General features: G+C 45.7%; 33 protein-coding genes and 2 pseudogenes. 28 read left to right on the top strand and 7 right to left on the bottom strand.

All coding sequences use genetic code 11. The features are described from left to right. Nucleotides 1-361 precede the first annotated feature (361 nt). On the top strand, nucleotides 362-1597 hold the full coding sequence (locus GW12_RS11195; RefSeq protein ID WP_034587497.1) for a dicarboxylate/amino acid:cation symporter: 1236 nt from the start codon (nucleotides 362-364) through the stop codon (nucleotides 1595-1597). Here GW12_RS11195 and GW12_RS11190 read toward each other — a convergent pair. From GW12_RS11190 to GW12_RS11160, 7 genes and pseudogenes are all read right to left on the bottom strand, one after another. After that, a pseudogene (locus GW12_RS11190) lies at nucleotides 1594-2013 on the bottom strand (VOC family protein). The gene GW12_RS11195 and the pseudogene GW12_RS11190 overlap by 4 nt on opposite strands. 97 nt (nucleotides 2014-2110) lie before the next feature. Then, entirely contained in the window at nucleotides 2111-3070 is a 960-nt protein-coding gene (locus GW12_RS11185; protein WP_034587501.1) for a metal-dependent hydrolase, read from the bottom strand. A gap of 240 nt (nucleotides 3071-3310) precedes the next feature. Then, a pseudogene (gene yihA, locus GW12_RS11180) lies at nucleotides 3311-4087 on the bottom strand (ribosome biogenesis GTP-binding protein YihA/YsxC); the annotation flags it as partial. Nucleotides 4088-4189: 102 nt separating this feature from the next. Further along, a complete protein-coding gene (locus tag GW12_RS11175; protein WP_034587494.1) occupies nucleotides 4190-4630 on the bottom strand; it encodes an Rrf2 family transcriptional regulator in 441 nt (146 codons plus the stop codon). 85 nt (nucleotides 4631-4715) lie between these two features. Then, nucleotides 4716-5924: an NO-inducible flavohemoprotein gene (gene hmpA, locus GW12_RS11170; RefSeq protein ID WP_034587492.1), complete on the bottom strand. Its 1209-nt coding sequence runs from the start codon at nucleotides 5922-5924 to the stop codon at nucleotides 4716-4718. Nucleotides 5925-6077: 153 nt separating this feature from the next. Beyond that, on the bottom strand, nucleotides 6078-7628 hold the full coding sequence (locus GW12_RS11165; RefSeq protein ID WP_034587491.1) for a helicase HerA-like domain-containing protein: 1551 nt from the start codon (nucleotides 7626-7628) through the stop codon (nucleotides 6078-6080). 18 nt (nucleotides 7629-7646) lie between these two features. Further along, nucleotides 7647-8849: a PLP-dependent transferase gene (locus GW12_RS11160; RefSeq protein ID WP_034587499.1), complete on the bottom strand. Its 1203-nt coding sequence runs from the start codon at nucleotides 8847-8849 to the stop codon at nucleotides 7647-7649. A 165-nt stretch (nucleotides 8850-9014) separates the two neighbouring features. On the opposite strand from GW12_RS11160, the gene GW12_RS11155 reads away from it, so the two are divergent. From GW12_RS11155 to rpsD, 27 genes are all read left to right on the top strand, one after another. Beyond that, nucleotides 9015-9749 carry a type 1 glutamine amidotransferase gene (locus tag GW12_RS11155; protein WP_034587490.1) on the top strand — a complete coding sequence of 245 codons (735 nt, stop codon included), beginning with the start codon at nucleotides 9015-9017 and terminating at the stop codon, nucleotides 9747-9749. A gap of 272 nt (nucleotides 9750-10021) precedes the next feature. Next, entirely contained in the window at nucleotides 10022-10333 is a 312-nt protein-coding gene (gene rpsJ / locus GW12_RS11150; RefSeq protein ID WP_000070912.1) for a 30S ribosomal protein S10, read from the top strand. A 60-nt stretch (nucleotides 10334-10393) separates the two neighbouring features. Next, nucleotides 10394-11032 (top strand): 50S ribosomal protein L3, encoded by a 639-nt coding sequence (gene rplC, locus GW12_RS11145; protein ID WP_034587488.1) that lies wholly within the window; start codon nucleotides 10394-10396, stop codon nucleotides 11030-11032. Between the two features lie 11 nt (nucleotides 11033-11043). Beyond that, the gene (gene rplD, locus GW12_RS11140) at nucleotides 11044-11646 is read left to right on the top strand and encodes a 50S ribosomal protein L4 (protein WP_034587486.1); all 603 of its coding nucleotides are present in this window, start codon (nucleotides 11044-11046) and stop codon (nucleotides 11644-11646) included. Continuing rightward, entirely contained in the window at nucleotides 11643-11963 is a 321-nt protein-coding gene (gene rplW, locus GW12_RS11135; RefSeq protein ID WP_034587480.1) for a 50S ribosomal protein L23, read from the top strand. Before rplD ends, rplW begins: the two co-directional genes overlap by 4 nt. 11 nt (nucleotides 11964-11974) lie before the next feature. Next, on the top strand, nucleotides 11975-12799 hold the full coding sequence (rplB, locus tag GW12_RS11130) for a 50S ribosomal protein L2 (protein WP_034587479.1): 825 nt from the start codon (nucleotides 11975-11977) through the stop codon (nucleotides 12797-12799). 19 nt (nucleotides 12800-12818) lie between these two features. Next, nucleotides 12819-13094 carry a 30S ribosomal protein S19 gene (gene rpsS / locus GW12_RS11125; RefSeq protein WP_001138119.1) on the top strand — a complete coding sequence of 92 codons (276 nt, stop codon included), beginning with the start codon at nucleotides 12819-12821 and terminating at the stop codon, nucleotides 13092-13094. 11 nt (nucleotides 13095-13105) lie between these two features. Beyond that, entirely contained in the window at nucleotides 13106-13435 is a 330-nt protein-coding gene (gene rplV / locus GW12_RS11120; protein ID WP_001982638.1) for a 50S ribosomal protein L22, read from the top strand. 1 nt (nucleotide 13436) lies between these two features. Beyond that, the gene (gene rpsC, locus GW12_RS11115; RefSeq protein WP_034587475.1) at nucleotides 13437-14189 is read left to right on the top strand and encodes a 30S ribosomal protein S3; all 753 of its coding nucleotides are present in this window, start codon (nucleotides 13437-13439) and stop codon (nucleotides 14187-14189) included. Between the two features lie 3 nt (nucleotides 14190-14192). Continuing rightward, nucleotides 14193-14606 (top strand): 50S ribosomal protein L16, encoded by a 414-nt coding sequence (gene rplP / locus GW12_RS11110; RefSeq protein ID WP_034587474.1) that lies wholly within the window; start codon nucleotides 14193-14195, stop codon nucleotides 14604-14606. Continuing rightward, a complete protein-coding gene (gene rpmC, locus GW12_RS11105) occupies nucleotides 14606-14803 on the top strand; it encodes a 50S ribosomal protein L29 (protein ID WP_004786915.1) in 198 nt (65 codons plus the stop codon). The genes rplP and rpmC overlap by 1 nt, the downstream gene beginning before the upstream one ends. Then, nucleotides 14800-15057 (top strand): 30S ribosomal protein S17, encoded by a 258-nt coding sequence (gene rpsQ, locus GW12_RS11100; RefSeq protein ID WP_016168596.1) that lies wholly within the window; start codon nucleotides 14800-14802, stop codon nucleotides 15055-15057. Before rpmC ends, rpsQ begins: the two co-directional genes overlap by 4 nt. Nucleotides 15058-15148: 91 nt before the next feature. Then, nucleotides 15149-15517, top strand: a complete 369-nt coding sequence (gene rplN / locus GW12_RS11095; protein ID WP_001982634.1) for a 50S ribosomal protein L14 — start codon at nucleotides 15149-15151, stop codon at nucleotides 15515-15517. A gap of 9 nt (nucleotides 15518-15526) precedes the next feature. Beyond that, nucleotides 15527-15844, top strand: a complete 318-nt coding sequence (gene rplX, locus GW12_RS11090; protein ID WP_034587469.1) for a 50S ribosomal protein L24 — start codon at nucleotides 15527-15529, stop codon at nucleotides 15842-15844. A gap of 16 nt (nucleotides 15845-15860) precedes the next feature. Next, nucleotides 15861-16397, top strand: a complete 537-nt coding sequence (gene rplE, locus GW12_RS11085) for a 50S ribosomal protein L5 (protein ID WP_034587468.1) — start codon at nucleotides 15861-15863, stop codon at nucleotides 16395-16397. Nucleotides 16398-16406: 9 nt separating this feature from the next. Then, the gene (rpsN, locus tag GW12_RS11080; RefSeq protein WP_034587466.1) at nucleotides 16407-16712 is read left to right on the top strand and encodes a 30S ribosomal protein S14; all 306 of its coding nucleotides are present in this window, start codon (nucleotides 16407-16409) and stop codon (nucleotides 16710-16712) included. 12 nt (nucleotides 16713-16724) lie between these two features. After that, nucleotides 16725-17123, top strand: coding sequence for a 30S ribosomal protein S8 (rpsH, locus tag GW12_RS11075; protein WP_034587463.1), 399 nt, complete (start codon nucleotides 16725-16727; stop codon nucleotides 17121-17123). Between the two features lie 13 nt (nucleotides 17124-17136). Continuing rightward, entirely contained in the window at nucleotides 17137-17670 is a 534-nt protein-coding gene (rplF, locus tag GW12_RS11070; protein ID WP_034587461.1) for a 50S ribosomal protein L6, read from the top strand. 14 nt (nucleotides 17671-17684) lie between these two features. Further along, a complete protein-coding gene (gene rplR / locus GW12_RS11065; protein WP_005180260.1) occupies nucleotides 17685-18035 on the top strand; it encodes a 50S ribosomal protein L18 in 351 nt (116 codons plus the stop codon). A 2-nt stretch (nucleotides 18036-18037) separates the two neighbouring features. Beyond that, on the top strand, nucleotides 18038-18535 hold the full coding sequence (gene rpsE / locus GW12_RS11060; protein ID WP_034587458.1) for a 30S ribosomal protein S5: 498 nt from the start codon (nucleotides 18038-18040) through the stop codon (nucleotides 18533-18535). A 6-nt stretch (nucleotides 18536-18541) separates the two neighbouring features. After that, complete coding sequence (gene rpmD, locus GW12_RS11055) at nucleotides 18542-18718, top strand: 50S ribosomal protein L30 (protein WP_004809788.1); 177 nt, start codon at nucleotides 18542-18544, stop codon at nucleotides 18716-18718. A 3-nt stretch (nucleotides 18719-18721) separates the two neighbouring features. Then, nucleotides 18722-19162 (top strand): 50S ribosomal protein L15, encoded by a 441-nt coding sequence (rplO, locus tag GW12_RS11050; protein ID WP_034587456.1) that lies wholly within the window; start codon nucleotides 18722-18724, stop codon nucleotides 19160-19162. 45 nt (nucleotides 19163-19207) lie between these two features. Then, the gene (gene secY, locus GW12_RS11045; protein WP_171077707.1) at nucleotides 19208-20527 is read left to right on the top strand and encodes a preprotein translocase subunit SecY; all 1320 of its coding nucleotides are present in this window, start codon (nucleotides 19208-19210) and stop codon (nucleotides 20525-20527) included. Nucleotides 20528-20547: 20 nt separating this feature from the next. After that, complete coding sequence (rpmJ, locus tag GW12_RS15485; RefSeq protein WP_000867907.1) at nucleotides 20548-20664, top strand: 50S ribosomal protein L36; 117 nt, start codon at nucleotides 20548-20550, stop codon at nucleotides 20662-20664. 107 nt (nucleotides 20665-20771) lie between these two features. After that, complete coding sequence (rpsM, locus tag GW12_RS11040) at nucleotides 20772-21128, top strand: 30S ribosomal protein S13 (protein WP_034587453.1); 357 nt, start codon at nucleotides 20772-20774, stop codon at nucleotides 21126-21128. Nucleotides 21129-21147: 19 nt separating this feature from the next. Beyond that, complete coding sequence (gene rpsK / locus GW12_RS11035) at nucleotides 21148-21534, top strand: 30S ribosomal protein S11 (RefSeq protein WP_001040166.1); 387 nt, start codon at nucleotides 21148-21150, stop codon at nucleotides 21532-21534. A gap of 12 nt (nucleotides 21535-21546) precedes the next feature. Further along, entirely contained in the window at nucleotides 21547-22170 is a 624-nt protein-coding gene (gene rpsD / locus GW12_RS11030; protein WP_034587451.1) for a 30S ribosomal protein S4, read from the top strand. The last annotated feature ends 14 nt before the right edge of the window (nucleotides 22171-22184 follow it).

The following is a 22184-nucleotide window of genomic DNA, read 5'->3' as shown; positions in this document are numbered from 1 at the left end:
GGTCGGAGAGGATGTCAAGAGCATCTCACACGCTTAGTGGCAATGTGGCACATCACTCGTTGAATGCTTGTGACAACCTTGCTGATCTTTATTGCCCGAAGAATGTGCAAAAACCTGCCCAATGCTGCAAATCAGTGCAACAGCAATCATCATTTTTTTCATGAACACTTCTTTCCTTTTCTAAACGCAAACTTATTGCACTTATAAAGCACATTGCATGCCAAAAATCAGCGCATTGCGATATGTCTTAAATGCATAATCAAAGCGGTTTTACTGCGAAGCATTTATAAAATTTTACTCGATTATCCAGCACTTGCATGGCATAGTGCCGCTTAAGTTCAATATTAAAACGTCGATCAAGATGAGCTTAAATACACAGATTTTAATTGCCGCTGTATTGGGTGTTCTATTTGGTTTTTTACTGACACTTTTTCCACAAACTGGCTTTGGAGGCACCAGCCTGTATGGTCTTGGTATTATCAGCAGTATCTTTATCGGCTTGCTGAAAATGCTGCTAATTCCGCTGATTTTTAGCTCGATTGTAGTTGGGGTCTCTAATTTACAAGCGGGTGGTCAGCTGAGCCGGACCTGGAAAATCACGCTAGCTTGTTGTGTCACGACAACTACACTGGCACTGATTCTGGGACTGACCTGTGCCCATCTGTTTAATGTCGGCAAGGGCGTGGATGTACTGATGTTCCAGGAAGCGATGGCTCAGCATCAAACACCGGATACCTTAACGCCGTCATCGTTCTTTACCAACTTTATCCAGAATACCCTGATTAATCCGTTTAAGGCTTTTGCTGATGGCAATGTGCTAGCGGTGGTGGTATTTGCACTCTTTTTGGGGGTGGCACTGGTCGCAGGCGGGGACAAGTTCCGTACCGTACGCAAGCTGAGTATTCAGTTCTTTGACATCATGATGCTGATGATTGGCTGGGTGATGAAACTGGCACCGTTCGGGATTTTTGCCTTGCTGGCCAAGCTGATCGCGACGGAAGACATTACCGTATTGAGTCGCCTGGCTGAGTTTGCCGCTGTGGTCACCGGTACCACGATTTTCCATGGTGCCGTGGTGCTGCCATTATTGCTGTGGATTTTCGGCAAGATGGATCCGATCACATTCTTTAGAGGGACTCGTGCTGCGCTGATTACGGCTTTTGCCACCAGTTCCAGTTCCGCCACCATGCCGCTGTCGATGAAATGTGCACAGGAAAATCTCGGTGTACGTCCACATACTGCAGGTTTTGTGATTCCACTCGGTACTCAGCTGAACATGGATGGTACAGCATTGTATGAAGCAGCTGCAGCCTTGTTTATTGCTAATCTGATGGGGCTGGATCTGACTTTAGGTCAGCAGTTGGTAGTTTGTGCTACTGCGATGATTGCTTCCTTAGGCGCACCGGGAATTCCAAGTGCAGGCATGGTGACCATGATCATGGTACTGCAATCGGTGGGGTTACCTGCTGAAGCGATTGCTATTCTGCTGCCGATTGACCGTCTGCTAGATACCGTGCGCACGGTGGTGAATGTGCAAGGGGATATGATGATTAGTGTAGTGGTGGATCGGCATACCCGCGAACCACAGCTGGATTAATCCATTTCTAGACTTGGGTTAAACACCACTTCCCATAAGTGCCCATCGGGGTCCTGAAAATAGCCTGCATAGCCGCCATAAAAAGTCGTTTGTGCAGGCTTGATTATTTTGGCGCCAGCACGTTCAGCTTGTGCTATCACCTGATCGACTTCCAGTGGACTATAGACATTATGACCGATGGTCATTTGTGTTGGGCACATCGGTGTAAGTTCCAGTCCAGTATCATGCGCAATACTGTTTTGTGGCCAGAGTGCCAGTCTGAGCCCTGACTACAGGTCGATAAAAGCCACGGCGCCGTATTCAAATTCCTGACCGATAATTCCTTCGCTGGGAAAGCCCAAGCCATCCCGGTAGAAATGCAGCGATGTTTGCAGGTTGCTGACTCCCAGGGTAATCACTGAAATCCGGGCTTGCATAGCTCTATCCTGATGATGATTGTTATCGTTCTATCTTAGGACAAATAAAAAGCAGGGAAATATCCCTGCTGTTCGAAATTGTAATAAAGGAAAGGGCTTAGGCGACTTTGAGGCCAGCGCGTTTTGCTGCAGCGGAATGTTGCAGATAATGTAGCGCATCCTCGGTATTGGCCTCATGCACTGGGTCATACCACGGCATCATATAACCCAACTGTTGAGACACCAGCCACAGAGGATTTGGCAACAGGCGATTGTCCTGCTGGGAAATGCGCCACCATTCTTTCCAGATCCATGGTTTATACACCGCAGGTTTGTATTGTTTAAAACGTGGATCTTGTGACAACAGATGCGCGGCACCATCGACCCATAGTCCAATCACCCCAATAATCACGACGATACTAAGATAATAGCGGGCCAAATAACTGCCACCGAGATGCCGGTAAAGGTCAAAGGCGACACTGTGATGCTCGATTTCTTCTGCGCCATGCCATTTGACTAGATCTAGCATATTCGGGTCGGCACCGAGCCGCTCCCATTCAGTATTGTAGAGCGCATATTTTCCAAGGACACAGGTCATGTGTTCGACTGTGGCAATAATGCCGAGTCGGAACAGGTCCCATTGATGGGCTGCGATATTTGGAATTTTTAGTCCAAGTGGTTGGTCTGCCAGCAGCTTGTTAAACAGGAAATTCATGATCTCCAGATTGCGCTGGATATCAATCTGACGCTCAGTCAGATATTTCTTGTTTGCGGAGTTATGTGCCTGCGCATGCATAGCTTCCTGGCGGATAAAGGCTTGCACATCAGCTCGTAGTTTTTCATCCGTAATCTGTGGCAGCACTTTGTTATATAGTCGGCAGAACCAGAATTCACCAGCTGGCAGAATATTATTAATTTCATTCACAAAGTAGCTGGCAAAAGGCTGATCTGGAATCCAGTCTATCGGCGTGTCTTGCCATTCAAATCTGACTTTGCGTGGCTGGATGAAATAGGCGATTGAAGAGCCAATTTTTTTTGTTTTGAAGCGGGGAAAGTAAAGACATGGCGGTGTATCCATCACTGCTTGTAGAAAGTCAGTATGAAAAAAATATCCCGTACGGCTGTAGGCAATATGGGACATTCTTTTATCCGATGGAACACATTCGGGTTATTTTTGTGGATCCTGTTCTACAATCTCTGATTTATCAGCTTCGATTGGCTCGTCCAGGGCATTTAATTCGCTAGGAGTAACTTCATCGGCTTGCTCTGCGTCTGCTTCTTCATCTTCTAGCTCAACAGATTCAATAGGTGCATCCGTCTGGTTCAGATCATGCAATGACGCTTCCGGAATAGCATCCAGATCAAAGTCATTGGACTGATCCAGCGTATAGTTCAGACGACCGGCCATGACGCTTGCCAGTTCTTCCAGTCCCTCTTTATTTAGAGAGGAGAATAGCTGAATCGAGAAATCCAGCTTCATTTTCTTCAGCTGGGCTTTAACTTCCTGTAAGGCTTTGGAAGCAGGACCACGGTTCAGTTTATCCGACTTGGTTAGCAACACATGCACGAACAGGTGACGCGAATAGGCCCATTCCAGCATCATCACGTCAAAGTGTTGCAGTGGATGGCGGATATCCATCAGCAACACCAAGCCTTGCAGACTCTTACGGTGAACCAGGTAATTTTCTAGCTCTTTCTGCCAGACGATTTTCATCGCTTCCGGTACCGCAGCATAACCATAACCCGGCAAATCGACTAGACGCTGATCCGGATTGCCCAAACTAAAGAAGTTGATCATCTGGGTACGGCCAGGCTTTTTCGACGCACGCGCCAGCTGTTTCTGGTTGGTCAGGGCATTGATGGCACTGGATTTACCTGCGTTAGAGCGGCCGGCAAATGCCACTTCATAACCGGTATCTTCCACACAAAGACTCAGCTTTGGTGCACTCATTAAAAATTCAGCTTTGCGCAGCCAGTTGAGGGCGTGCCGCGAATATTCAGTAATGGCCGGATCAACTTTTTTGGCATAGCTAATCTTTTGCTTTGGGGCATTGGCTGCCTTACTGTTTTTCGACTTTCCTCTGCTGTGGTGCATGGCTCAACTTCAAACTTAAATTTACAAGCAGCCATTATAAAGGAAGTCATCCGGGCAAGCGAACTTTCCGCAAAAGTCATATAGGGAGAAATGAAAGGAAAATTAAAGATTGATCAGACTGATCGGTGATTGGGTGCTGTAGTGCCCCTGCAATGGAGTCACGACATCACTCAAGCTATATTGATCTAAACTGGCATAAAACTGTTCCACAGCATTATCAAGAATACCTTTCAGACCACAGTTACTCCGCAGCACGCAGGGTGGGGTATTACATTCCACCACTTGGCTGTCCTGTTGCAGGACTCGTACGATTTGACCTAGGGGAATTTTCAGGGTGAGCGGATTCAGACGAATGCCGCCGCCACGGCCGCGAGTGGTAATCAGCCAGTCCTGCTTCGCCATAAAATGTACAATTTTCATGGCATGATTCTCCGACACCTGCAGCTCATTTGCCAGTTCCGCAATGTTGTACGGCACTTCTTTCGGCTGGGCGATGTACATAAGAATCCGTAAAGCGTAATCGGTAAATTTATTTAACTGCATTATAAAACAGGAGTTTTCATAAAAGTCAGGGCTAGTCTAACACAGCCAGACTAGCCCTTGTATGCTTTCAGTTTAAGCTGACTGCTTAGTGGCGAACACCACCAGTACCGAAGGCTTCACTGTGAATATTCTCGGCAGGGATGCCTCGAGCAACCAGGGCTTTATGCTGTGCCGCCATAAATGGCATTGGACCACACAGGTAATAGTCGGCATTTTCTGGAAGTAGTGCACGGTCAATTATGCTCAGATCCAGACGGCCAGCAAAATCATAATCCTCACCCAGCTTGTCACTGGCATGTGGGAATTCGTAGGCAGTTACTGTATGCAGGCGTGGATATTTTGCTTTTAGCTCATGAATGTGCTGTTTCATCGCATGTACCTGTTTGCTACGGCAGGCATGAATGAAAGTTACAGGTTGTGGCATATCCAGAGTCACCAGCTGGTTCAGCATGGCGACCATAGGAGTCAGACCTACACCACCACTGATAAACACATTACGTTTGTTTGGATCGATCAGGTAGAAGTTACCTGTTGGTGCAGATACTTCAATTTCCGAACCTTCTGGCAGGCTGTGCAAAGTATTAGATACCCAGCCTGGTACCATGTCACCTTTCTGGTCTTCACGTTTTACTGAAATACGCAGGTAATCTGCTTGTGGGCAAGTTGAAAGCGTATATTGACGTGGCTGTCTCAGGTTGAGTTCAGGTATGAATACACGTACTGAAATGTATTGGCCCGCTTCATATTTTGGTAAAGGACCACCGTCGACTGGAGCCAGGTAGAAGGAAGTGATTTCGTCACTTTCCACCACTTTCTTGGCAATCTTGAAGTTGCGCCAGCCTAACCAGCTACCTTTAGTTTGTTCATGCTGGTCGTAAATCGCTTTTTCAGTCGCGATGAACAGATCCGCCAGTTGACCATAGGCTGCAGCCCACGCCTCAATCAGTGGATCATCCATTGAAATGTTGAGCACTTCACTGATGGAATGCAGCAAGTTTTCCCCAACAATGCTGTAATCCGGTGCCTTGATGTTCAGGCTCACGTGTTTGTGTGCGATCAGCTCAACCACAGGTAACAGCACAGAAGGATCTTCAATATTTTCTGCGTATGCTAGTACCGCACCGGCTAGGGCTTGTGCCTGCGCACCACTACGCTGATGACCCATATTAAAAGTTTCTTTCAGGTCCGGGTTATTGCCCAGCATGCGGTTATAGAAATAACCAGTTAACGCAACGCCGTTTTCACGAAGAACAGGAACAGTGGCTTTTACAAGTTCAATTTGCTGTGGAGTCATAGCTGATCTCTCATGGCTGTTATTTATAAGATGTATTTACAATACATCTTTAAAGATGTATTTACAATACATCTTTAAATTAAAACCATGAAAAAATTATGGGATATAAAAATATCCCATAAAAATGATGCTTTTGATCGGAGAAAGGAGAGGTTATTTACGGCCGAAGAGGGAACCTAATAAGCCACGGACAATTTTCTGCCCAGTGTTGCTACCCAGACTGCGCGCTGCACTTTTGGCAAAAGTCCCGACAATGTCCTGAGTTAGCTTTTCACGCTGCTTGGCTGCACGTTCGGCTTCTTTTTGCTGTTCACGCGCCAGACGTTCCTGTTCCTTGGCTTGCTGTTTAACTAGGGCTTCCTGTTCTTTGGCTTGTTGCTTGGCAAGCTCAGCGGCTTGTGCCTGTTGCTGACGTTCAGCAACCTTATTCTGCAGCATTTCGTACGCACTATCCCGGTCGACCTGCTGCTCATAAATGCCCGCCACGATGCTTTGCTGCATTAAAGCTTTACGTTCTTCAGGTGTAATCGGGCTAAAAGAGGAATGCGGTGGCATGATCCAACCACGTTCCACAATTTGTGGAGTACCTTTCTCATCCAGACAGCTAATCAGGGCTTCACCCACAGCAAGTTCAGTGATGGCTTCCTGCACTTTAAACTCCGGATTAGCTCGGAAAGTATCTGCTGCCGTTTTGACCGCTTTCTGGTCTTTTGGGGTAAAGGCGCGTAAGGCATGCTGAATACGGTTGCCGAGTTGTCCTAAGACACTTTCCGGTAGATCCAGCGGATTCTGGGTAACAAAGTAAACCCCGACACCTTTGGAGCGGATCAGACGCACCACCTGTTCAATTTTGTCCTGCAGGGCAGGGCTGGCATTATCAAAGAGTAGGTGGGCTTCATCAAAGAAGAACACCAGTTTCGGTTTGTCCACATCACCGACTTCTGGCAATTGCTCAAACAGTTCCGACAGCATCCACAGCAGGAAAGTGGCATAGAGTTTTGGTGTATTCATCAGCTTGTCGGCAGCGAGCAGGTTAATGTTACCGCGGCCTTGGCTATCCGTTTGCAGGAAATCCATTAAGTCCAAGGCTGGTTCGCCAAAGAATTTATCGCCACCCTGATCAGCAAGCGCGAGCAGGTTGCGTTGAATGGCACCGAGACTGGCAGGAGAGAGATTGCCATATTCCGCTTTAAAGTCTGCCGCATGTTCGCTGACATAACTCAGCATGGCTTTCAGGTCTTTAAAGTCGATCAGCAACAAGCCCTGATCATCAGCAATCCGGAACACGGCGGAAAGTACGCCTTCCTGGGTGTCATTCAGGTTCAAGATACGGGCAAGCAGAAGCGGCCCAATTTCGGAAATGGTGGTGCGGATCGGATGGCCTTGTTCGCCAAACAGATCCCAGAATACGACAGGAGATGCTTCAAAAGGAACCGAATCGATATTCAGGCTTTTAACCCGTTCATTAAATTTAGGATTATTTTCGCCCGGCTTGGCCAAGCTGGAGACATCGCCCTTGGCATCAGCAAGGAATACGGGTACACCAATCCGGGAAAAGTTTTCTGCCAACACTTTCAAGGTCACGGTTTTTCCCGTTCCGGTGGCGCCGGCAATCAGTCCATGACGGTTAGCGAGCTGTGAATGCAGCACAATTTCTTGCGTGGTATCACTGGTTTTTTTTGCAATGACAATTGGTGTACCCATATATTTTCCTGTTGTTATTTATTCGTTTTTCACTTTTTTCATCTGTTGTAATGCATGTTGAATATCCTGAATCAGATCTTCCGGATGTTCCAGACCGATACAGAACCGCACCAAGAAACCCTCTTTTAAATGTGAATGTTCCAGCACACGCATTTCTTTTAAGTTATATAGCATGACTAGGCTGACAGGGCCACCCCAACTAAAACCTAACTTAAATAACTGTAAAGCATCACAGAAGTTACGGATATCCTGCAGCTGGTATTTGCTGTCAAAAATCACGCTGACCAGCCCGGCACTATGACCTTGCTTGCAAATTTCTTTCCAGTATTCATGACCGGCGCTGTGTGGATCAGCTGGATGCAATACCTGGACAAATTCCTGCTGCTGTTTCAGCCAGGCTAGTACTTTGATTGCGCTGCTGGACTGATGTTCATAACGCAGCTGCATGGATGGAAGGCTGCGTTGCACTTGTGCGACATCATCACCGGATACAGAAATACCTTGGATCGCATGTGCACGGAACAGTTTGTGATGCAGATCCTTGTCACGGGTTACCACTGAACCCATCAGGATGTCACCGCCACCACTTGGATACTTGGTCAGAGCATGTACGGAAATGTCGACACTCAGGTGTTCATCACCGAAGTCAAAGGCATTAAAGGCCAGTCCCGCACCCCAAGTATTGTCCAGGGCAGTCAGGATGTTGTGTTCTTTAGCTTTTTTTACCAAACCATTCAGATCTGGGAATTCCAGGGTGACTGAACCAGCAGCTTCCAGCCACAGCAGCTTGGCTTTTTTTGATGGGCTAAAGCTGTCGACATGTAGCGGGTTATAGACTTCCACCTGAATACCGTAATGGGTTTCCAGATTGCGCAGATGCTCCATATTCGGGCCATAAATATTGTCCGGCACCCAGACCTCATCACCATGGCTTAAAAAGCAAGAATTCACGAGATTAATCGCGGATAAACCGCTTGGTGCCAGCAGGTGATACAGGCCACCTTCAATCTGGGCAACGTTGTCGCCCAAGGTAAAGGTTGTCGGTGTGCCATGCGTGCCATAACTATAGTCATAGTCATCAGTCCAGTGGCGATTAAATAGGGCATCCGTATTCTGGAAAATAATCGTGGATGCACGATAGAGGGGAGGTTGAACCGTAGAAACGTATTGAGGGGCCTTTCGTGGTGCATGAATCAAGGCGGTTTGTGGATTTTTTTTCACGCTATTGCTCATCTCTGGAGTCAAAAACAGTTTTAGCTTAAGAGAATATGCGATTTCACGCTACTAAGGTTATGAATTGTTTAAAAAGCTTATACAAAATAAAAGTTGGCTTCATTTTTGCAAAACCAAGCACATACATATAGATACAAGAATAGGTTGTAGCGCATGAAGTCGCATTTACGAGTACATTATTTTCAGCATATTGCTGGTGAAGGATACGGTAGTTGTGTTGATTTTTTAAAGCAGCATCAGGCGCGCATTACAGCGACTGAATTTTTTGCTTTACCGGTGGATCGTCCGCTGGATATTGAGGCATTGCCTGATGTAGAAGAGGTTGATTTGCTTATCATTATGGGGGGTACCATGAGCGTGAATGATGAGGCAAATTATCCTTGGCTGAAAATCGAAAAACGCTGGTTAAGGCGCTATCTGGCACAAGGTAAACCTGCGATTGGCTTGTGTCTGGGGGGACAACTGATTGCCAATGCTTTGGGGGCAGCAGTCAGTCGTAATTCAGAACAGGAACTGGGCTGGATGTCAGTCAGCAAAGTCAAGAATGTGCCGGAAGAATGCTTTAGCTTGCCTGAACAATTCAGGATTCTGCAGTGGCATAGCGAGACTTTTGAAATTCCAAAAGGCGCGATTCATCTGGCGGAAAATGAAGCCTGTCGGAATCAAATGTATCAATTGGGCAAGAATGTTTTGGGTTTCCAGTTCCATCCGGAAATTACTCCGGAAACCTTGCAGCTCTTTTTGGAGGATGATGATGAATTGGCTCACTTTAAGGGGAAATATGTACAGTCTGCGCATGAGTTACGAAAAAGCCCAAAAAGCAATTTTATTGAAGGAAATCAATTATTAAATCGTGCCATTGAATATGTGGTAGAAAAAACCGCCTAGTGCATGAAAAACAAGCTATTGATTTGGTGGATAAAATGAAAATAAGCCTAAAGCTATAAAAGGGATTTGCTTATGCATTAAACAATGGCTATAATAGGCCACCCTTCAATAGGAAGGGGGTTAACTGCGAAGAAAGTAGTTAACTATCGTTACAGTCGTGGCATCGATCATGACCTTAGTGATAATTCACTGCTCTTGACACTTACCTTGGAATAGTGGGGTGAGATGCGTCAAGAGTGATTCTTTATATATTTGGCTTGGAGTTTACTGGTATGTCTAACCAGAGAATTCGTATCCGTCTTAAGTCTTTTGATCACCGTCTTATTGATCAATCAGCTCAAGAAATCGTAGAAACAGCAAAACGTACTGGCGCACAAGTTTGCGGTCCAATTCCAATGCCTACACGCATTGAACGTTTTAACGTTTTAACATCACCACACGTTAACAAAGATGCGCGTGACCAATACGAGATCCGCACTTACAAACGTCTGATCGACATCGTTCAACCAACAGACAAAACTGTTGATGCATTGATGAAGTTAGATCTTGCAGCTGGTGTTGATGTTCAGATCGCATTGGGTTAAGGCTTTCGGGTTAATTAACACTCTGAGTTAATTAGGCCGCTTTTTTAGAGGTTTATGCACATGGCTATTGGTTTAGTCGGTCGCAAGTGCGGTATGACACGCATCTTCACAGATGCTGGTGTTTCTGTGCCTGTTACAGTGATTGAGGTTGATCCTAACCGCATCACTCAAATCAAAACGCTTGAAACTGATGGTTATCAAGCGATTCAAATCACTACTGGTGAACGTCGCGAATCACGCGTAACTAACGCTCAGAAAGGTCACTTTGCGAAAGCTGGTGTTGCTGCTGGTCGTCTGGTTCAAGAATTCCGCGTTTCAGAAGCTGAGCTTGAAGGTCGTGAAGTTGGCGCTACTATCGGTGTAGATCTGTTCACAGTTGGTCAAATCGTTGACGTAACTGGTCAGTCTAAAGGTAAAGGTTTCCAAGGTGGTGTTAAACGTTGGAACTTCCGTACTCAAGACGCTACTCACGGTAACTCTGTTTCTCACCGTGTTCTAGGTTCTACAGGTCAAAACCAGACTCCTGGTCGCGTGTTCAAAGGCAAAAAAATGCCTGGTCACCTTGGTGCAGAACGCGTAACTGTTCAGGGTCTTGAAATTGTATCTATCGACACAGAACGTTCAGTTCTAGTAGTTAAAGGTGCGATTCCTGGCGCTACTGGTGGCGACGTAACTGTTCGTCCTACGATCAAGGCCTGAGGGGAAATAACGTGAATTTAAATACTGTTTCCGGCTCTGCTGTTGAATTATCAGAAGTTGCGTTCGGTCGTGAATTTAATGAAGCACTTGTACACCAAGTTGTAACAGCTTACTTAGCTGGTGGTCGTCAAGGTTCTCGTGCTCAAAAATCACGCGCAGACGTTTCTGGCGGTGGTAAAAAACCTTTCCGTCAAAAAGGTACTGGCCGCGCTCGTGCTGGTTCTATTCGTAGCCCAATCTGGGTTGGCGGTGGTAAAACTTTTGCTGCTCGTCCACAAGACTGGTCTCAAAAAGTAAACCGTAAAATGTACCGCGGTGCTATGCAATGCATCCTGGCTGAACTTGTTCGTCAAGATCGCCTTGTACTAGTTGAAGAGTTTGCAGTTGCAGCTCCTAAAACTAAAGAATTGCTTGCAAAACTTAACGACTTGAATGCAACTCGTGCATTAATCGTTACTGATGCTGTTGATGAGAACTTGTATCTAGCTGCACGTAACCTTCCACACGTTGATGTGGTTGATGCTACAGCTATCGATCCAGTTAGCTTGATCGCGTTCGATAAAGTTGTTATGTCTGTAGCTGCTGCTAAGAAAATTGAGGTAGAACTCGGATGAACAACGAACGTTTATATCAAGTCCTCAAAGGACCTGTTTTCTCAGAAAAAGCACAAGTTTTAGGTGAAACTGCTGGTGTTCAAGTTTTTAAAGTTGCTACTGATGCAACTAAACTTGAAATCAAAAAAGCAGTTGAACAATTGTTTGGTGTTCAAGTTGTTAAAGTTAACACTACGATCACTAAAGGTAAAACTAAACGCTTTGGTAAGACATTAGGACGTCGTTCTGATGTTAAAAAAGCATACGTCACCCTGAAAGCTGGCCAAGATGTAGAAATGGCTGACTTGGGCGATGCCGCTGAAAGCGCAGCGGAATAAGGACGAAAACTATGCCTATTCAAAAATGTAAGCCAACGTCTCCAGGACGTCGCTTTGTAGAGAAAGTGGTTCATGATCACCTTCACAAAGGCGCTCCTTATGCTCCACTAGTTGAAGCTAAAAAACGTACTGGCGGCCGTAATAACAACGGTCACATTACAACTCGTCACGTTGGTGGCGGTCACAAACAACACTACCGTATCGTAGACTTCAAACGTAACAAAGACGGCATCCCAGCTGTAGTTGAGCGTATCGAATACGATCCAAACCGTACTGCGCACATCGCGCTGTTGAAGTATGCTGACGGTGAACGTCGCTACATCATCGCGCCTAAAGGTTTACGTGCTGGTGATTCAGTTCAATCTGGTAACGATGCTCCAATCCGTCCAGGTAACTGCTTACCACTTCGTAACATGCCTATCGGTTCTACTCTTCACAACATCGAGCTTAAAATCGGTAAAGGCGCACAATTAGTACGTTCTGCTGGTGCTTCTGCTCAATTGTTGGGTCGTGACGGTTCATACGCAATCATTCGTCTTCGTTCAGGTGAAATGCGTAAAGTACACGTTGAATGTCGCGCTGTGTTAGGTGAAGTATCTAACTCAGAAAGCAACCTTCGTTCATTGGGTAAAGCTGGTGCATCTCGCTGGCGTGGCGTTCGTCCTACCGTTCGTGGTATGGCGATGAACCCAATCGATCACCCGCACGGTGGTGGTGAAGGGCGTAACAAAGGTATTCAACCTGTAAGCCCATGGGGTCAAAAAGCTAAAGGGTACAAGACACGTACCAACAAGCGTACGACTAAGATGATTATTCGCGACCGTCGCGTTAAGTAACAAGTAAAGGAATCTGACAATGCCTCGTTCTCTGAAAAAAGGCCCATTCGTCGATGCGCACTTGTTCGCTAAGGTTGAAGCGGCTGTAGCGAGTAACTCTCGTAAGCCGATCAAAACTTGGTCGCGTCGTTCGATGATCCTACCGGATTTTGTTGGTTTAACAATTTCTGTACACAATGGTCGTAACCATGTTCCAGTAATCGTTACTGAACATATGGTTGGTCACAAGCTTGGTGAATTTGCACCGACTCGTACCTACCGTGGTCACGGTGTTGACAAGAAATCTAAACGTTAATAGGTGCTATGATGGAAGTAACTGCTAAATTACGCGGTGCCGCTATCTCGGCACAAAAGGCACGTTTGGTTGCAGACCTGATCCGCGGCAAATCTGTTGCGCACGCTCTTAACATCCTTAACTTCAGCAACAAAAAAGCTGCAGTTCTAGTTAAGAAAGCGTTGGAATCTGCGATTGCGAACGCTGAACACAATAACAGTTTAGATGTAGACGACCTTAAAGTTTCTACGATCTACGTTGATGAAGGCATGAGCCTGAAACGTATTATGCCACGTGCTAAAGGCCGTGCCGATCGTATTACTAAGCGTACTTGTCACATTACCGTTAAGGTAGGGGTTTGATATGGGTCAGAAGGTTCATCCAATCGGTATCCGCCTAGGTGTTGTGAAACGTCATAACGCTAACTGGTATGCGAATCCGAAACAATACGCTGAATACTTGCTGAAAGATTTGCAAGTTCGCGAGTTTTTGACTAAAAAACTTAAGAATGCAATGGTAAGCAATATTCTTATCGAACGCCCTACAGGCGCTGCGAAAGTGACTATCAGCACTGCGCGCCCTGGTATCGTGATCGGTAAAAAAGGCGAAGACATTGAGAAATTACAGCGCGAATTAACATCTATCATGGGTGTTCCAGCGCAAGTAAGCATCAACGAAATTGATCGTCCAGACTTAGACGCGCGTCTAGTTGCTGAAGCTATCGCTTCTCAATTAGAAAAACGTGTAATGTTCCGTCGTGCTATGAAACGTGCGGTTCAAAACACTATGCGTGCTGGCGCTAAAGGTATCAAAGTTGAAGTTTCAGGCCGTTTAGGTGGTGCTGAGATCGCTCGTACTGAATGGTATCGTGAAGGTCGTGTACCTCTTCATACTCTTCGTGCCGACATCGACTATGCAACTATGCGTGCTGAAACTACTTACGGTACGATTGGTGTTAAAGTTTGGATCTTCCGTGGCGAGATCTTGGGCGGCATGAAACAAGTCATGAACCCAGCTCCAGCTGAAGAACGTCCAGCTAAACGTGGTCGCGGTCGTGGTGAAGGTCAAGAGCGTCGTGGTCGTCGCAATGATCGTTCTGCTGAAAAAGGAGAATAATCCATGTTGCAACCAAAACGTATGAAATTCCGTAAGGTGCAAAAAGGCCGTAACACTGGTCTGGCGCACCGCGGTAGTACAGTATCTTTCGGTACAATCGCACTTAAATCAATTGAACGTGGTCAAATGACTGCGCGTCAAATTGAAGCAGCGCGTCGTACAATCAGCCGTCGTATCAAACGTGGTGGTAAGATCTTTATCCGTGTCTTCCCAGACAAACCTATTACTTCTAAACCTCTTGAAGTTCGTATGGGTAAAGGTAAAGGTTCTGTGGAATACTGGGTTTGCCAAATCAAACCAGGTAAAGTCTTGTACGAAATTGATGGTGTTAACGAAGAACTGGCTCGCGAAGCGTTCACGCTTGCTGCCGCTAAACTTCCGTTTAAAACCACTATCGTGACTCGGACGGTAATGTAATGAAAACTAAAGATCTACGTGAAAAGTCGGTAGAAGAGTTGACAGCTTTGCTTGATGAGCAACAGCTTAACCAATTCCGTCTTCGTATGGCGAAAGCAACTGGTCAATTGGGTAAATCGCACGAAGTGCAATTGACTCGTAAGACTATTGCTCGTATCAAGACCCTACTTACCGAAAAACAGGGGAACGGACAATGAGTGAAAAAACAGTCCGCACGTTAACCGGCAAAGTTGTAAGCGACAAAATGGACAAGTCTATTGTTGTACTTATCGAACGCCGCGTTCAACACCCGTTGTATGGCAAATCAATCCGCCGTTCAACAAAATTACATGCTCATGATGAGAACAACACAGCTAAATTAGGCGACGTTGTAACAATCAAAGAAAGCCGCCCAATTTCTAAAACTAAGTCTTGGACTCTAGTTGAAGTTGTTGAAGCAGCTGCTGAGTAATTAACGTTCTTGTTGCATCATCGGTCAATTTCGAGTACTCTTTGAGCCTTTCGAAATTGTGACCGGTGATGCTCGGTTTTGGAGTAGGGCAATGATTCAGACCGAAACTATGCTCGACGTAGCAGACAACAGTGGTGCTCGCCGCGTACAATGTATTAAAGTACTTGGTGGTTCACATCGTCGTTATGCTTCTGTTGGCGACATTATTAAAGTTACTGTAAAAGAAGCAATTCCACGCGCACGTGTTAAAAAAGGTGACGTGATGAATGCAGTTGTTGTACGTACTAAATTCGGCATCCGTCGTCCAGACGGTTCAGTGATTCGTTTCGACGATAACGCTGCTGTTATTTTGAACAACAACAAAGCGCCGATTGCAACTCGTATTTTCGGACCAGTGACTCGTGAACTTCGTACTGAACAGTTCATGAAAATTATTTCATTGGCTCCTGAAGTTCTATAAGAGGCAATCATGGCTAAGATTAAAAAAGGCGATCAAGTAATCGTGATCGCAGGTAAAGAAAAAGGCAAACAGGGTACTGTATTGTCAGTTTCTCATGACCGTGTGAAGGTAGAAGGTCTTAACCTAGTTAAGAAACACCAGAAGCCTAACCGTGTTACTGGCGCTGAAGGCGGCGTTGTAACTCAAGAAGCTTCTCTTCACATTTCAAACGTGGCAATTTTAAATGCTACAACCCAAAAGGCTGACCGTGTTGGTTACCAAGTAGTAGACGGTGTGAAAACTCGCGTTTACAAATCTAATGGTGAACCAGTGGCGGTAGCGAAGTAATAGGTTGAAATAGGCAATGGCCAGACTTAAAACACGTTACAACGACGAACTTCGTGCTAAGTTAAAAGAAGAACTTGGCATCAAGAATGTGATGGAAATTCCACGCATCACAAAAATTACACTAAACATGGGTGTTGGTGCAGCTGCTGCTGACAAAAAACTCCTTGATGGTGCTCTAGCTGACATGCAAGCGATCGCTGGTCAAAAACCAGTACTTACACTCGCTCGTAAATCTATCGCTGGTTTCAAAATCCGTGATGGTTGGCCGATCGGTTGTAAAGTTACTCTGCGTGGCGAACGCATGTACGAATTCTTAGACCGTCTGATCTCGATTGCGATTCCTCGTATCCGTGACTTCCGTGGTTTCTCTGCGAAATCATTCGATGGTCGTGGTAACTACTCAATGGGTCTTAAAGAACAAATCGTTTTCCCTGAAATCGATTTCGATAAGATTGATCGTATTCGTGGTATGGATATTACCATCACTACGACTGCTCGCACCGATGACGAAGGCCGTGCGCTTATGCGTGCATTCGGCTTCCCGTTCAAATAAGAGGTCGATATGGCTAAGAAAGGTATGATTAATCGCGAATTGAAACGCGAAGCTACTGTTGCTAAATACGCTGCAAAACGTGCTGAATTAAAAGCAATCATTGCAAACGTAAATGCATCAGACGAAGAACGTTTCGAAGCGATGATGAAATTACAAGCATTACCACGTAATGCATCTCCAGTACGTCTACGTAACCGTTGTGGTTTGACTGGTCGTCCTCATGGTTACTTCCGTAAGTTCGGTTTAAGCCGTAACAAATTACGCGAAACAGTAATGCAAGGTGATGTACCTGGCGTTGTTAAGGCAAGCTGGTAAGGAGCACTATAAATGAGTATGCAAGATACCGTTGCCGACATGCTAACACGTGTTCGTAACGCGCAAATGGCAAAGAAACAAACTGTTTCTATGCCTAACTCTAAGTTAAAAGTTGCGATCGCTAACGTTCTTAAACAAGAAGGTTATATCGCTGACGTAGCAGTTGCTGAAGCTGAAGGCAATAAAGCAACGCTTACTTTGACTTTAAAATATTTCGAAGGCAAACCAGTTATCGAAACTGTGAAACGCGTAAGCCGTCCAGGTCTACGTCAGTATCGCGGTAAAGATGCACTTCCAAGCGTTAAGCAAGGTTTAGGTATTGCAATTGTTTCTACAAGCAAAGGCATCATGACTGATCGCGCTGCACGTGCTGCAGGTATCGGTGGTGAAGTTATTGCTTTTGTTTCTTAATAGGTGATTCCTCATGTCTCGTGTGGCTAAAGCCCCAGTAACTGTACCTAACGGTGTAACAGTTACTCAGAACGGCCGGCAGGTCGAAGTGAAAGGCACTAAAGGTTCATTGTCTTTCAACCTGCATGCGCTGGTCGAGCTAAAACAGGAAGACGGTACTCTAGTTATTGCTCCTAAAGCTGAATCTAAAGACGCTTGGATGCAGGCTGGTACTGCTCGCGCTGTGCTTAACAACCTTGTAAAAGGTGTTAGCGAAGGTTTCGAACGCAAGTTACAACTGATTGGTGTCGGTTATAAAGCTGCGGTTAAAGGTAACGTTGTTAATCTTAACCTTGGTTTCTCTCACCCAATCGACTACAACCTTCCTGAAGGTGTAACTGCTGAAACTCCATCTGCAACTGAAATCGTACTTAAATCTGCTGATAAAGCACTTTTAGGTCAGGTTGCTGCTGAGATCCGTGGTTACCGTCCACCAGAGCCATATAAAGGTAAAGGTGTTCGTTATTCTGACGAAGTTGTACTTCGTAAAGAAGCTAAGAAGAAATAAGGCGCGAGGTTCTTATGAACGAAAAGAAACAATCCCGTTTGCGTCGTGCGAAAAGCACACGCTTGCACATTCGTGCACTGGGTGCGACTCGTTTGTGTGTAAACCGCACTCCGCGTCACATCTATGCTCAAGTTATCTCAGCAGATGGTGGCAAAGTATTAGCGCAAGCTTCTACTCTAGACGCTACTTTACGTGCTGGTACAACTGGTAATGTTGAAGCAGCTAAGAAAGTAGGTGCTTTAATCGCAGAACGCGCTAAAGCAGCTGGTGTAACTAAAGTTGCGTTTGACCGTTCTGGTTTCAAATATCATGGTCGTATCAAAGCCTTGGCTGATGCTGCTCGTGAAAACGGCTTGGAGTTCTAATCATGGCTAAAGTTGAACAAAACGAAGGTCTTGTTGAAAAGCTGGTAGCCGTTGATCGTGTTGCCAAAGTTGTTAAGGGTGGTCGTATCTTCTCTTTCACAGCATTGACTGTGGTAGGTGACGGTAATGGTCGTGTAGGTTTTGGTCGTGGTAAAGCACGTGAAGTTCCAGCTGCTATTTCTAAAGCACTTGAAGCTGCTCGTCGCAACATGATTACTGTTGAACTCGTTAACGGTACTGTACAACACCCTATTAACGCTCGTCACGGTGCAAGCCGCGTTTACATGCAACCTGCTTCTGAAGGTACTGGTGTAATTGCTGGTGGCGCTATGCGTGCAGTTCTAGAAGCTGTTGGTGTACGTAACGTATTAACTAAATGTTATGGTTCTACTAACGCTGCGAACGTAGTAAACGCGACTTTCAAAGGTCTGCGTGATATGACTTCTCCTGAGAAAGTTGCTGCGAAACGTGGTCTTTCAGTAGAACAAATTCAAGGGTAATCAATCATGAAAACGATTAAAGTTACCCAGACTAAATCTGCATCGCACCGCTTGAAAAATCACAAGCTGAGCCTGAAGGGTTTAGGTCTGCGTCGTATTGGTCATACTGTTGAAGTGTTAGACACTCCATCTAACCGTGGTATGATCAACCAAGTCTACTATATGGTTAGTGTAGAGGAATAAGCCATGACTCTGCGTTTAAATACAATTGCACCTGCAGAAGGTGCTAAACGTGAAAACCTTCGCGTGGGTCGTGGTATCGGTTCTGGCGTTGGTAAGACTGGTGGTCGTGGTATCAAAGGTCAAAACTCACGTAAGAGCGGTGGTACTCGTCCAGGTTTCGAAGGTGGTCAAACTGCGATCTACCGTCGTTTACCTAAATTCGGTTTCACTAGCCAACAGGCTTTGAAAACTGCTGAAGTACGTTTATCTGAGCTTAACAAAGTTGAAGGCGACATCGTGTCTCTAGAAACTTTAAAAGCTGCGAACGTTGTACGTAAAGATATGTTACGTGCTCGTATCGTACTTTCTGGTGAAGTTACTCGCGCATTCACTATCCAAGGTGTTGCTGTGACTAAAGGCGCTAAAGCTGCTCTTGAAGCTGCTGGCGGTAAAGTCGAGGAGTAATCTCCAGTGTCTATGTCTCCTAGTTCTTCAGGTCATGTCAACATGATGAAAGGCCAACCGTTTCATGTGAAATACCGTGAAATTATTCGTCGTATGATGTTTCTCATCGGTGCGTTGTTGGTGTTTCGACTGGGAGCACATATTCCAGTACCGGGCATTAACAATGCTGCGCTAGAGAATCTGTTTAATGCAAACCAAGGTACTATCCTTGGTTTGTTTAACATGTTCTCGGGCGGTGCATTAGAACGAATGTCTATTCTTGCTCTTGGGATCATGCCATACATCTCTGCTTCGATTATCGTGCAGCTGATGTCAACAGTCGTTCCATCGCTCGAAGCTTTGAAAAAAGAAGGCGAGCAAGGCAAACGTAAAATAAATCAATACACACGACAGGGCACATTGCTCCTTGCACTGGTGCAAGCGATTGGTATGTGTGCTGGCCTGATCAGCCAGGGTATTACCCTGACTTCTGGTCTGGCTTTTTATGTTCCTGCAGTAACCTCATTGGTTGCGGGGACCATGTTCCTGATGTGGTTAGGTGAACAGATTACCGAGCGTGGGGTGGGGAATGGTATTTCCATGATCATCTTCGCTGGTATTGTTGCAGGTCTGCCAACTTTAGTGATGCAGTCCCTGACATCTGTAGATAATGGCCAGTCTAGCCTGATTGGTATGGCTATTTTTGCACTGTTATCTATCGCCGTGCTTGCAGCGATTGTATTTATCGAGAAAGCGCAGCGTCGTATTCCGGTAAACTACGCTCAGAAGCAACAGGGTCGTCGCGTATTTACTGCACAGCAGACACATTTGCCACTGAAAATTAACATGGCTGGTGTGATTCCTGCGATCTTTGCAAGTTCACTGCTTTTGTTCCCTGCGAGCTTAGGTCAGTGGGTGGGCAGTGCAGATCCTAATGCAGGAATTATCAAGCGTAGTCTTCAAGATTTAGCATTGGTGCTGTCGCCTGGTCAGCCGTTGTATTTGGTGCTCTTTGGTGCGTTAATTATCTTTTTCTGTTACTTCTATACCGCACTGGTTTTCAGTCCAAAAGAAGTCTCAGAGAACTTGAAGCGCAGCGGAGCTTACGTTCCTGGTATTCGTCCAGGTGAGCAAACTGCTCGTTACTTAGATCATATTCTCAATCGTTTGACCTTCATTGGCGCGATTTACATCACTGTGATCTGTTTAATGCCGATGATTCTGCAAAGCTCGTTTGGAATTCCATTCCAGTTGGGTGGTACATCGTTGCTGATCGTGGTTGTGGTGGTGATGGACTTTATGGCTCAGCTACAAGCACATCTCACTTCGCACCAGTATGACAATCAAACGTTAATGAGAAAAACGACTGCTCATCCTAAGGGATAAGCGCACTTAGAGGTTTCATCATGAAAGTACAAGCTTCTGTAAAGAAAATTTGTGGTAGCTGTAAAGTTATCCGTCGTAATGGGGTTATCCGCGTAATTTGTAGCGCAGAACCTCGTCATAAGCAGCGTCAAGGTTAATCTGATCAAGACCTGTTGATTTCAGTAGGCGAATTGGGTTATTATCCGCCCCTCAAGATTTTTGTGGGGCGGTTGATTATCTCTACTGCCTTTTTGGAGAAAATTGAATGGCTCGTATTGCCGGTGTAAACATTCCGGATAACAAGCATGCTGTTATCTCTCTAACGTACATCTTTGGTATTGGTCGCCACACTGCTAAGAACATCTTAGCTGCTGCAGGTATCGCACCGACTACTAAGATCCGTGAATTAGATGACGCTCAGCTTGATGCGATTCGTGCAGAAGTTGCCAAGGTTCCGACCGAAGGTGACTTACGTCGCGAAATTTCCATGAACATTAAACGTTTAATGGATTTAGGCTGCTACCGCGGCCTTCGTCATCGTCGCAGCTTGCCTGTCCGTGGTCAACGCACCAAAACTAACGCACGTACCCGTAAAGGTCCGCGCAAACCAATTAAGAAATAAGATTTCTGGAAGCTAAAAGATGGCTAAAGATACTCGCACACGCAAGAAGGTCACTCGTACCGTCTCTGAAGGTGTTGCACACATTCACGCTTCTTTTAATAACACCATTGTGACAATTACCGATCGTCAAGGTAATGCACTGGCTTGGGCCACTTCAGGTGGACAAGGCTTCCGTGGATCACGTAAATCAACTCCGTTTGCTGCTCAGGTAGCTGCTGAAGTTGCTGGTAAAGCTGCTTTGGATTACGGTTTGAAAAACCTAGACGTCCTTGTGAAAGGTCCTGGTCCAGGTCGTGAGTCTGCGGTTCGTGCATTAGGTGCAGTGGGTTATAAAATTAACAGCATTACCGATGTGACTCCAATCCCTCACAACGGTTGCCGTCCACCTAAAAAACGTCGCGTGTAAGGAGAAACATTCATGGCTCGTTATATTGGTCCAAAATGCAAACTCTCTCGCCGCGAAGGGACAGACCTGCAATTAAAATCTGGCGTTAAACCATTTGACGTTAAGACTAAAAAACATGCTAAAGCTCCTGGCCAACATGGTCAAAGCCGTGCAAAACAATCTGAGTACTCACTACAATTACGTGAAAAACAAAAAGTACGTCGTATGTACGGTGTTTTAGAGCGTCAATTTAGTAACTACTACAAAGAAGCTGCTCGTGTTAAAGGCGCAACTGGTGAGAACCTGTTGAAACTGCTAGAAAGCCGTCTTGATAACGTTGTTTATCGCATGGGTTTTGGTTCTACACGTGCGGAAGCTCGTCAGTTAGTATCTCACCGTTCAATCACTTTAAATGGCCGTCGCGTTAACATCGCGTCTATCCAAGTTAAAGCTGGTGACGTGATTGCAGTTCACGAAGGCGCTAAACAACAATTACGTATCAAAAACGCAATTGAATTAGCTGCTCAACGTGGCATCCCTTCTTGGATGGAAGTAGACCATTCTAAACTTGAAGGTACGTTCAAAGCTGCACCGGATCGTTCTGATTTACCTGCTGAAATCAACGAAAGCTTGATTGTAGAATTGTATTCTAAATAATCCTTGAGGTAGCA

Origin of the sequence: Acinetobacter sp. HR7 (assembly GCF_000773685.1) — a bacterium.
Taxonomy (GTDB): Bacteria; Pseudomonadota; Gammaproteobacteria; order Pseudomonadales; family Moraxellaceae; genus Acinetobacter; species Acinetobacter thermotolerans.
Note: the sequence above shows the minus strand (reverse complement) of the source record. Positions and strands in the feature narration are given on the sequence as shown.

Bases quoted from the DNA above. Each gene is read 5' to 3' on its own strand.
- GW12_RS11195 (WP_034587497.1), top strand. From the start codon at position 362: ATGAGCTTAAATACACAGATTTTAATTGCCGCTGTATTGGGTGTTCTA.
- GW12_RS11185 (WP_034587501.1), bottom strand. From the start codon at position 3,070: ATGGATACACCGCCATGTCTTTACTTTCCCCGCTTCAAAACAAAAAAA.
- GW12_RS11175 (WP_034587494.1), bottom strand. From the start codon at position 4,630: ATGCAGTTAAATAAATTTACCGATTACGCTTTACGGATTCTTATGTAC.
- hmpA (WP_034587492.1), bottom strand. From the start codon at position 5,924: ATGACTCCACAGCAAATTGAACTTGTAAAAGCCACTGTTCCTGTTCTT.
- GW12_RS11165 (WP_034587491.1), bottom strand. From the start codon at position 7,628: ATGGGTACACCAATTGTCATTGCAAAAAAAACCAGTGATACCACGCAA.
- GW12_RS11155 (WP_034587490.1), top strand. From the start codon at position 9,015: ATGAAGTCGCATTTACGAGTACATTATTTTCAGCATATTGCTGGTGAA.
- rpsJ (WP_000070912.1), top strand. From the start codon at position 10,022: ATGTCTAACCAGAGAATTCGTATCCGTCTTAAGTCTTTTGATCACCGT.
- rplC (WP_034587488.1), top strand. From the start codon at position 10,394: ATGGCTATTGGTTTAGTCGGTCGCAAGTGCGGTATGACACGCATCTTC.
- rplW (WP_034587480.1), top strand. From the start codon at position 11,643: ATGAACAACGAACGTTTATATCAAGTCCTCAAAGGACCTGTTTTCTCA.
- rplB (WP_034587479.1), top strand. From the start codon at position 11,975: ATGCCTATTCAAAAATGTAAGCCAACGTCTCCAGGACGTCGCTTTGTA.
- rpsS (WP_001138119.1), top strand. From the start codon at position 12,819: ATGCCTCGTTCTCTGAAAAAAGGCCCATTCGTCGATGCGCACTTGTTC.
- rplV (WP_001982638.1), top strand. From the start codon at position 13,106: ATGGAAGTAACTGCTAAATTACGCGGTGCCGCTATCTCGGCACAAAAG.
- rpsC (WP_034587475.1), top strand. From the start codon at position 13,437: ATGGGTCAGAAGGTTCATCCAATCGGTATCCGCCTAGGTGTTGTGAAA.
- rplP (WP_034587474.1), top strand. From the start codon at position 14,193: ATGTTGCAACCAAAACGTATGAAATTCCGTAAGGTGCAAAAAGGCCGT.
- rpmC (WP_004786915.1), top strand. From the start codon at position 14,606: ATGAAAACTAAAGATCTACGTGAAAAGTCGGTAGAAGAGTTGACAGCT.
- rpsQ (WP_016168596.1), top strand. From the start codon at position 14,800: ATGAGTGAAAAAACAGTCCGCACGTTAACCGGCAAAGTTGTAAGCGAC.
- rplN (WP_001982634.1), top strand. From the start codon at position 15,149: ATGATTCAGACCGAAACTATGCTCGACGTAGCAGACAACAGTGGTGCT.
- rplX (WP_034587469.1), top strand. From the start codon at position 15,527: ATGGCTAAGATTAAAAAAGGCGATCAAGTAATCGTGATCGCAGGTAAA.
- rplE (WP_034587468.1), top strand. From the start codon at position 15,861: ATGGCCAGACTTAAAACACGTTACAACGACGAACTTCGTGCTAAGTTA.
- rpsN (WP_034587466.1), top strand. From the start codon at position 16,407: ATGGCTAAGAAAGGTATGATTAATCGCGAATTGAAACGCGAAGCTACT.
- rpsH (WP_034587463.1), top strand. From the start codon at position 16,725: ATGAGTATGCAAGATACCGTTGCCGACATGCTAACACGTGTTCGTAAC.
- rplF (WP_034587461.1), top strand. From the start codon at position 17,137: ATGTCTCGTGTGGCTAAAGCCCCAGTAACTGTACCTAACGGTGTAACA.
- rplR (WP_005180260.1), top strand. From the start codon at position 17,685: ATGAACGAAAAGAAACAATCCCGTTTGCGTCGTGCGAAAAGCACACGC.
- rpsE (WP_034587458.1), top strand. From the start codon at position 18,038: ATGGCTAAAGTTGAACAAAACGAAGGTCTTGTTGAAAAGCTGGTAGCC.
- rpmD (WP_004809788.1), top strand. From the start codon at position 18,542: ATGAAAACGATTAAAGTTACCCAGACTAAATCTGCATCGCACCGCTTG.
- rplO (WP_034587456.1), top strand. From the start codon at position 18,722: ATGACTCTGCGTTTAAATACAATTGCACCTGCAGAAGGTGCTAAACGT.
- secY (WP_171077707.1), top strand. From the start codon at position 19,208: ATGAAAGGCCAACCGTTTCATGTGAAATACCGTGAAATTATTCGTCGT.
- rpmJ (WP_000867907.1), top strand. From the start codon at position 20,548: ATGAAAGTACAAGCTTCTGTAAAGAAAATTTGTGGTAGCTGTAAAGTT.
- rpsM (WP_034587453.1), top strand. From the start codon at position 20,772: ATGGCTCGTATTGCCGGTGTAAACATTCCGGATAACAAGCATGCTGTT.
- rpsK (WP_001040166.1), top strand. From the start codon at position 21,148: ATGGCTAAAGATACTCGCACACGCAAGAAGGTCACTCGTACCGTCTCT.
- rpsD (WP_034587451.1), top strand. From the start codon at position 21,547: ATGGCTCGTTATATTGGTCCAAAATGCAAACTCTCTCGCCGCGAAGGG.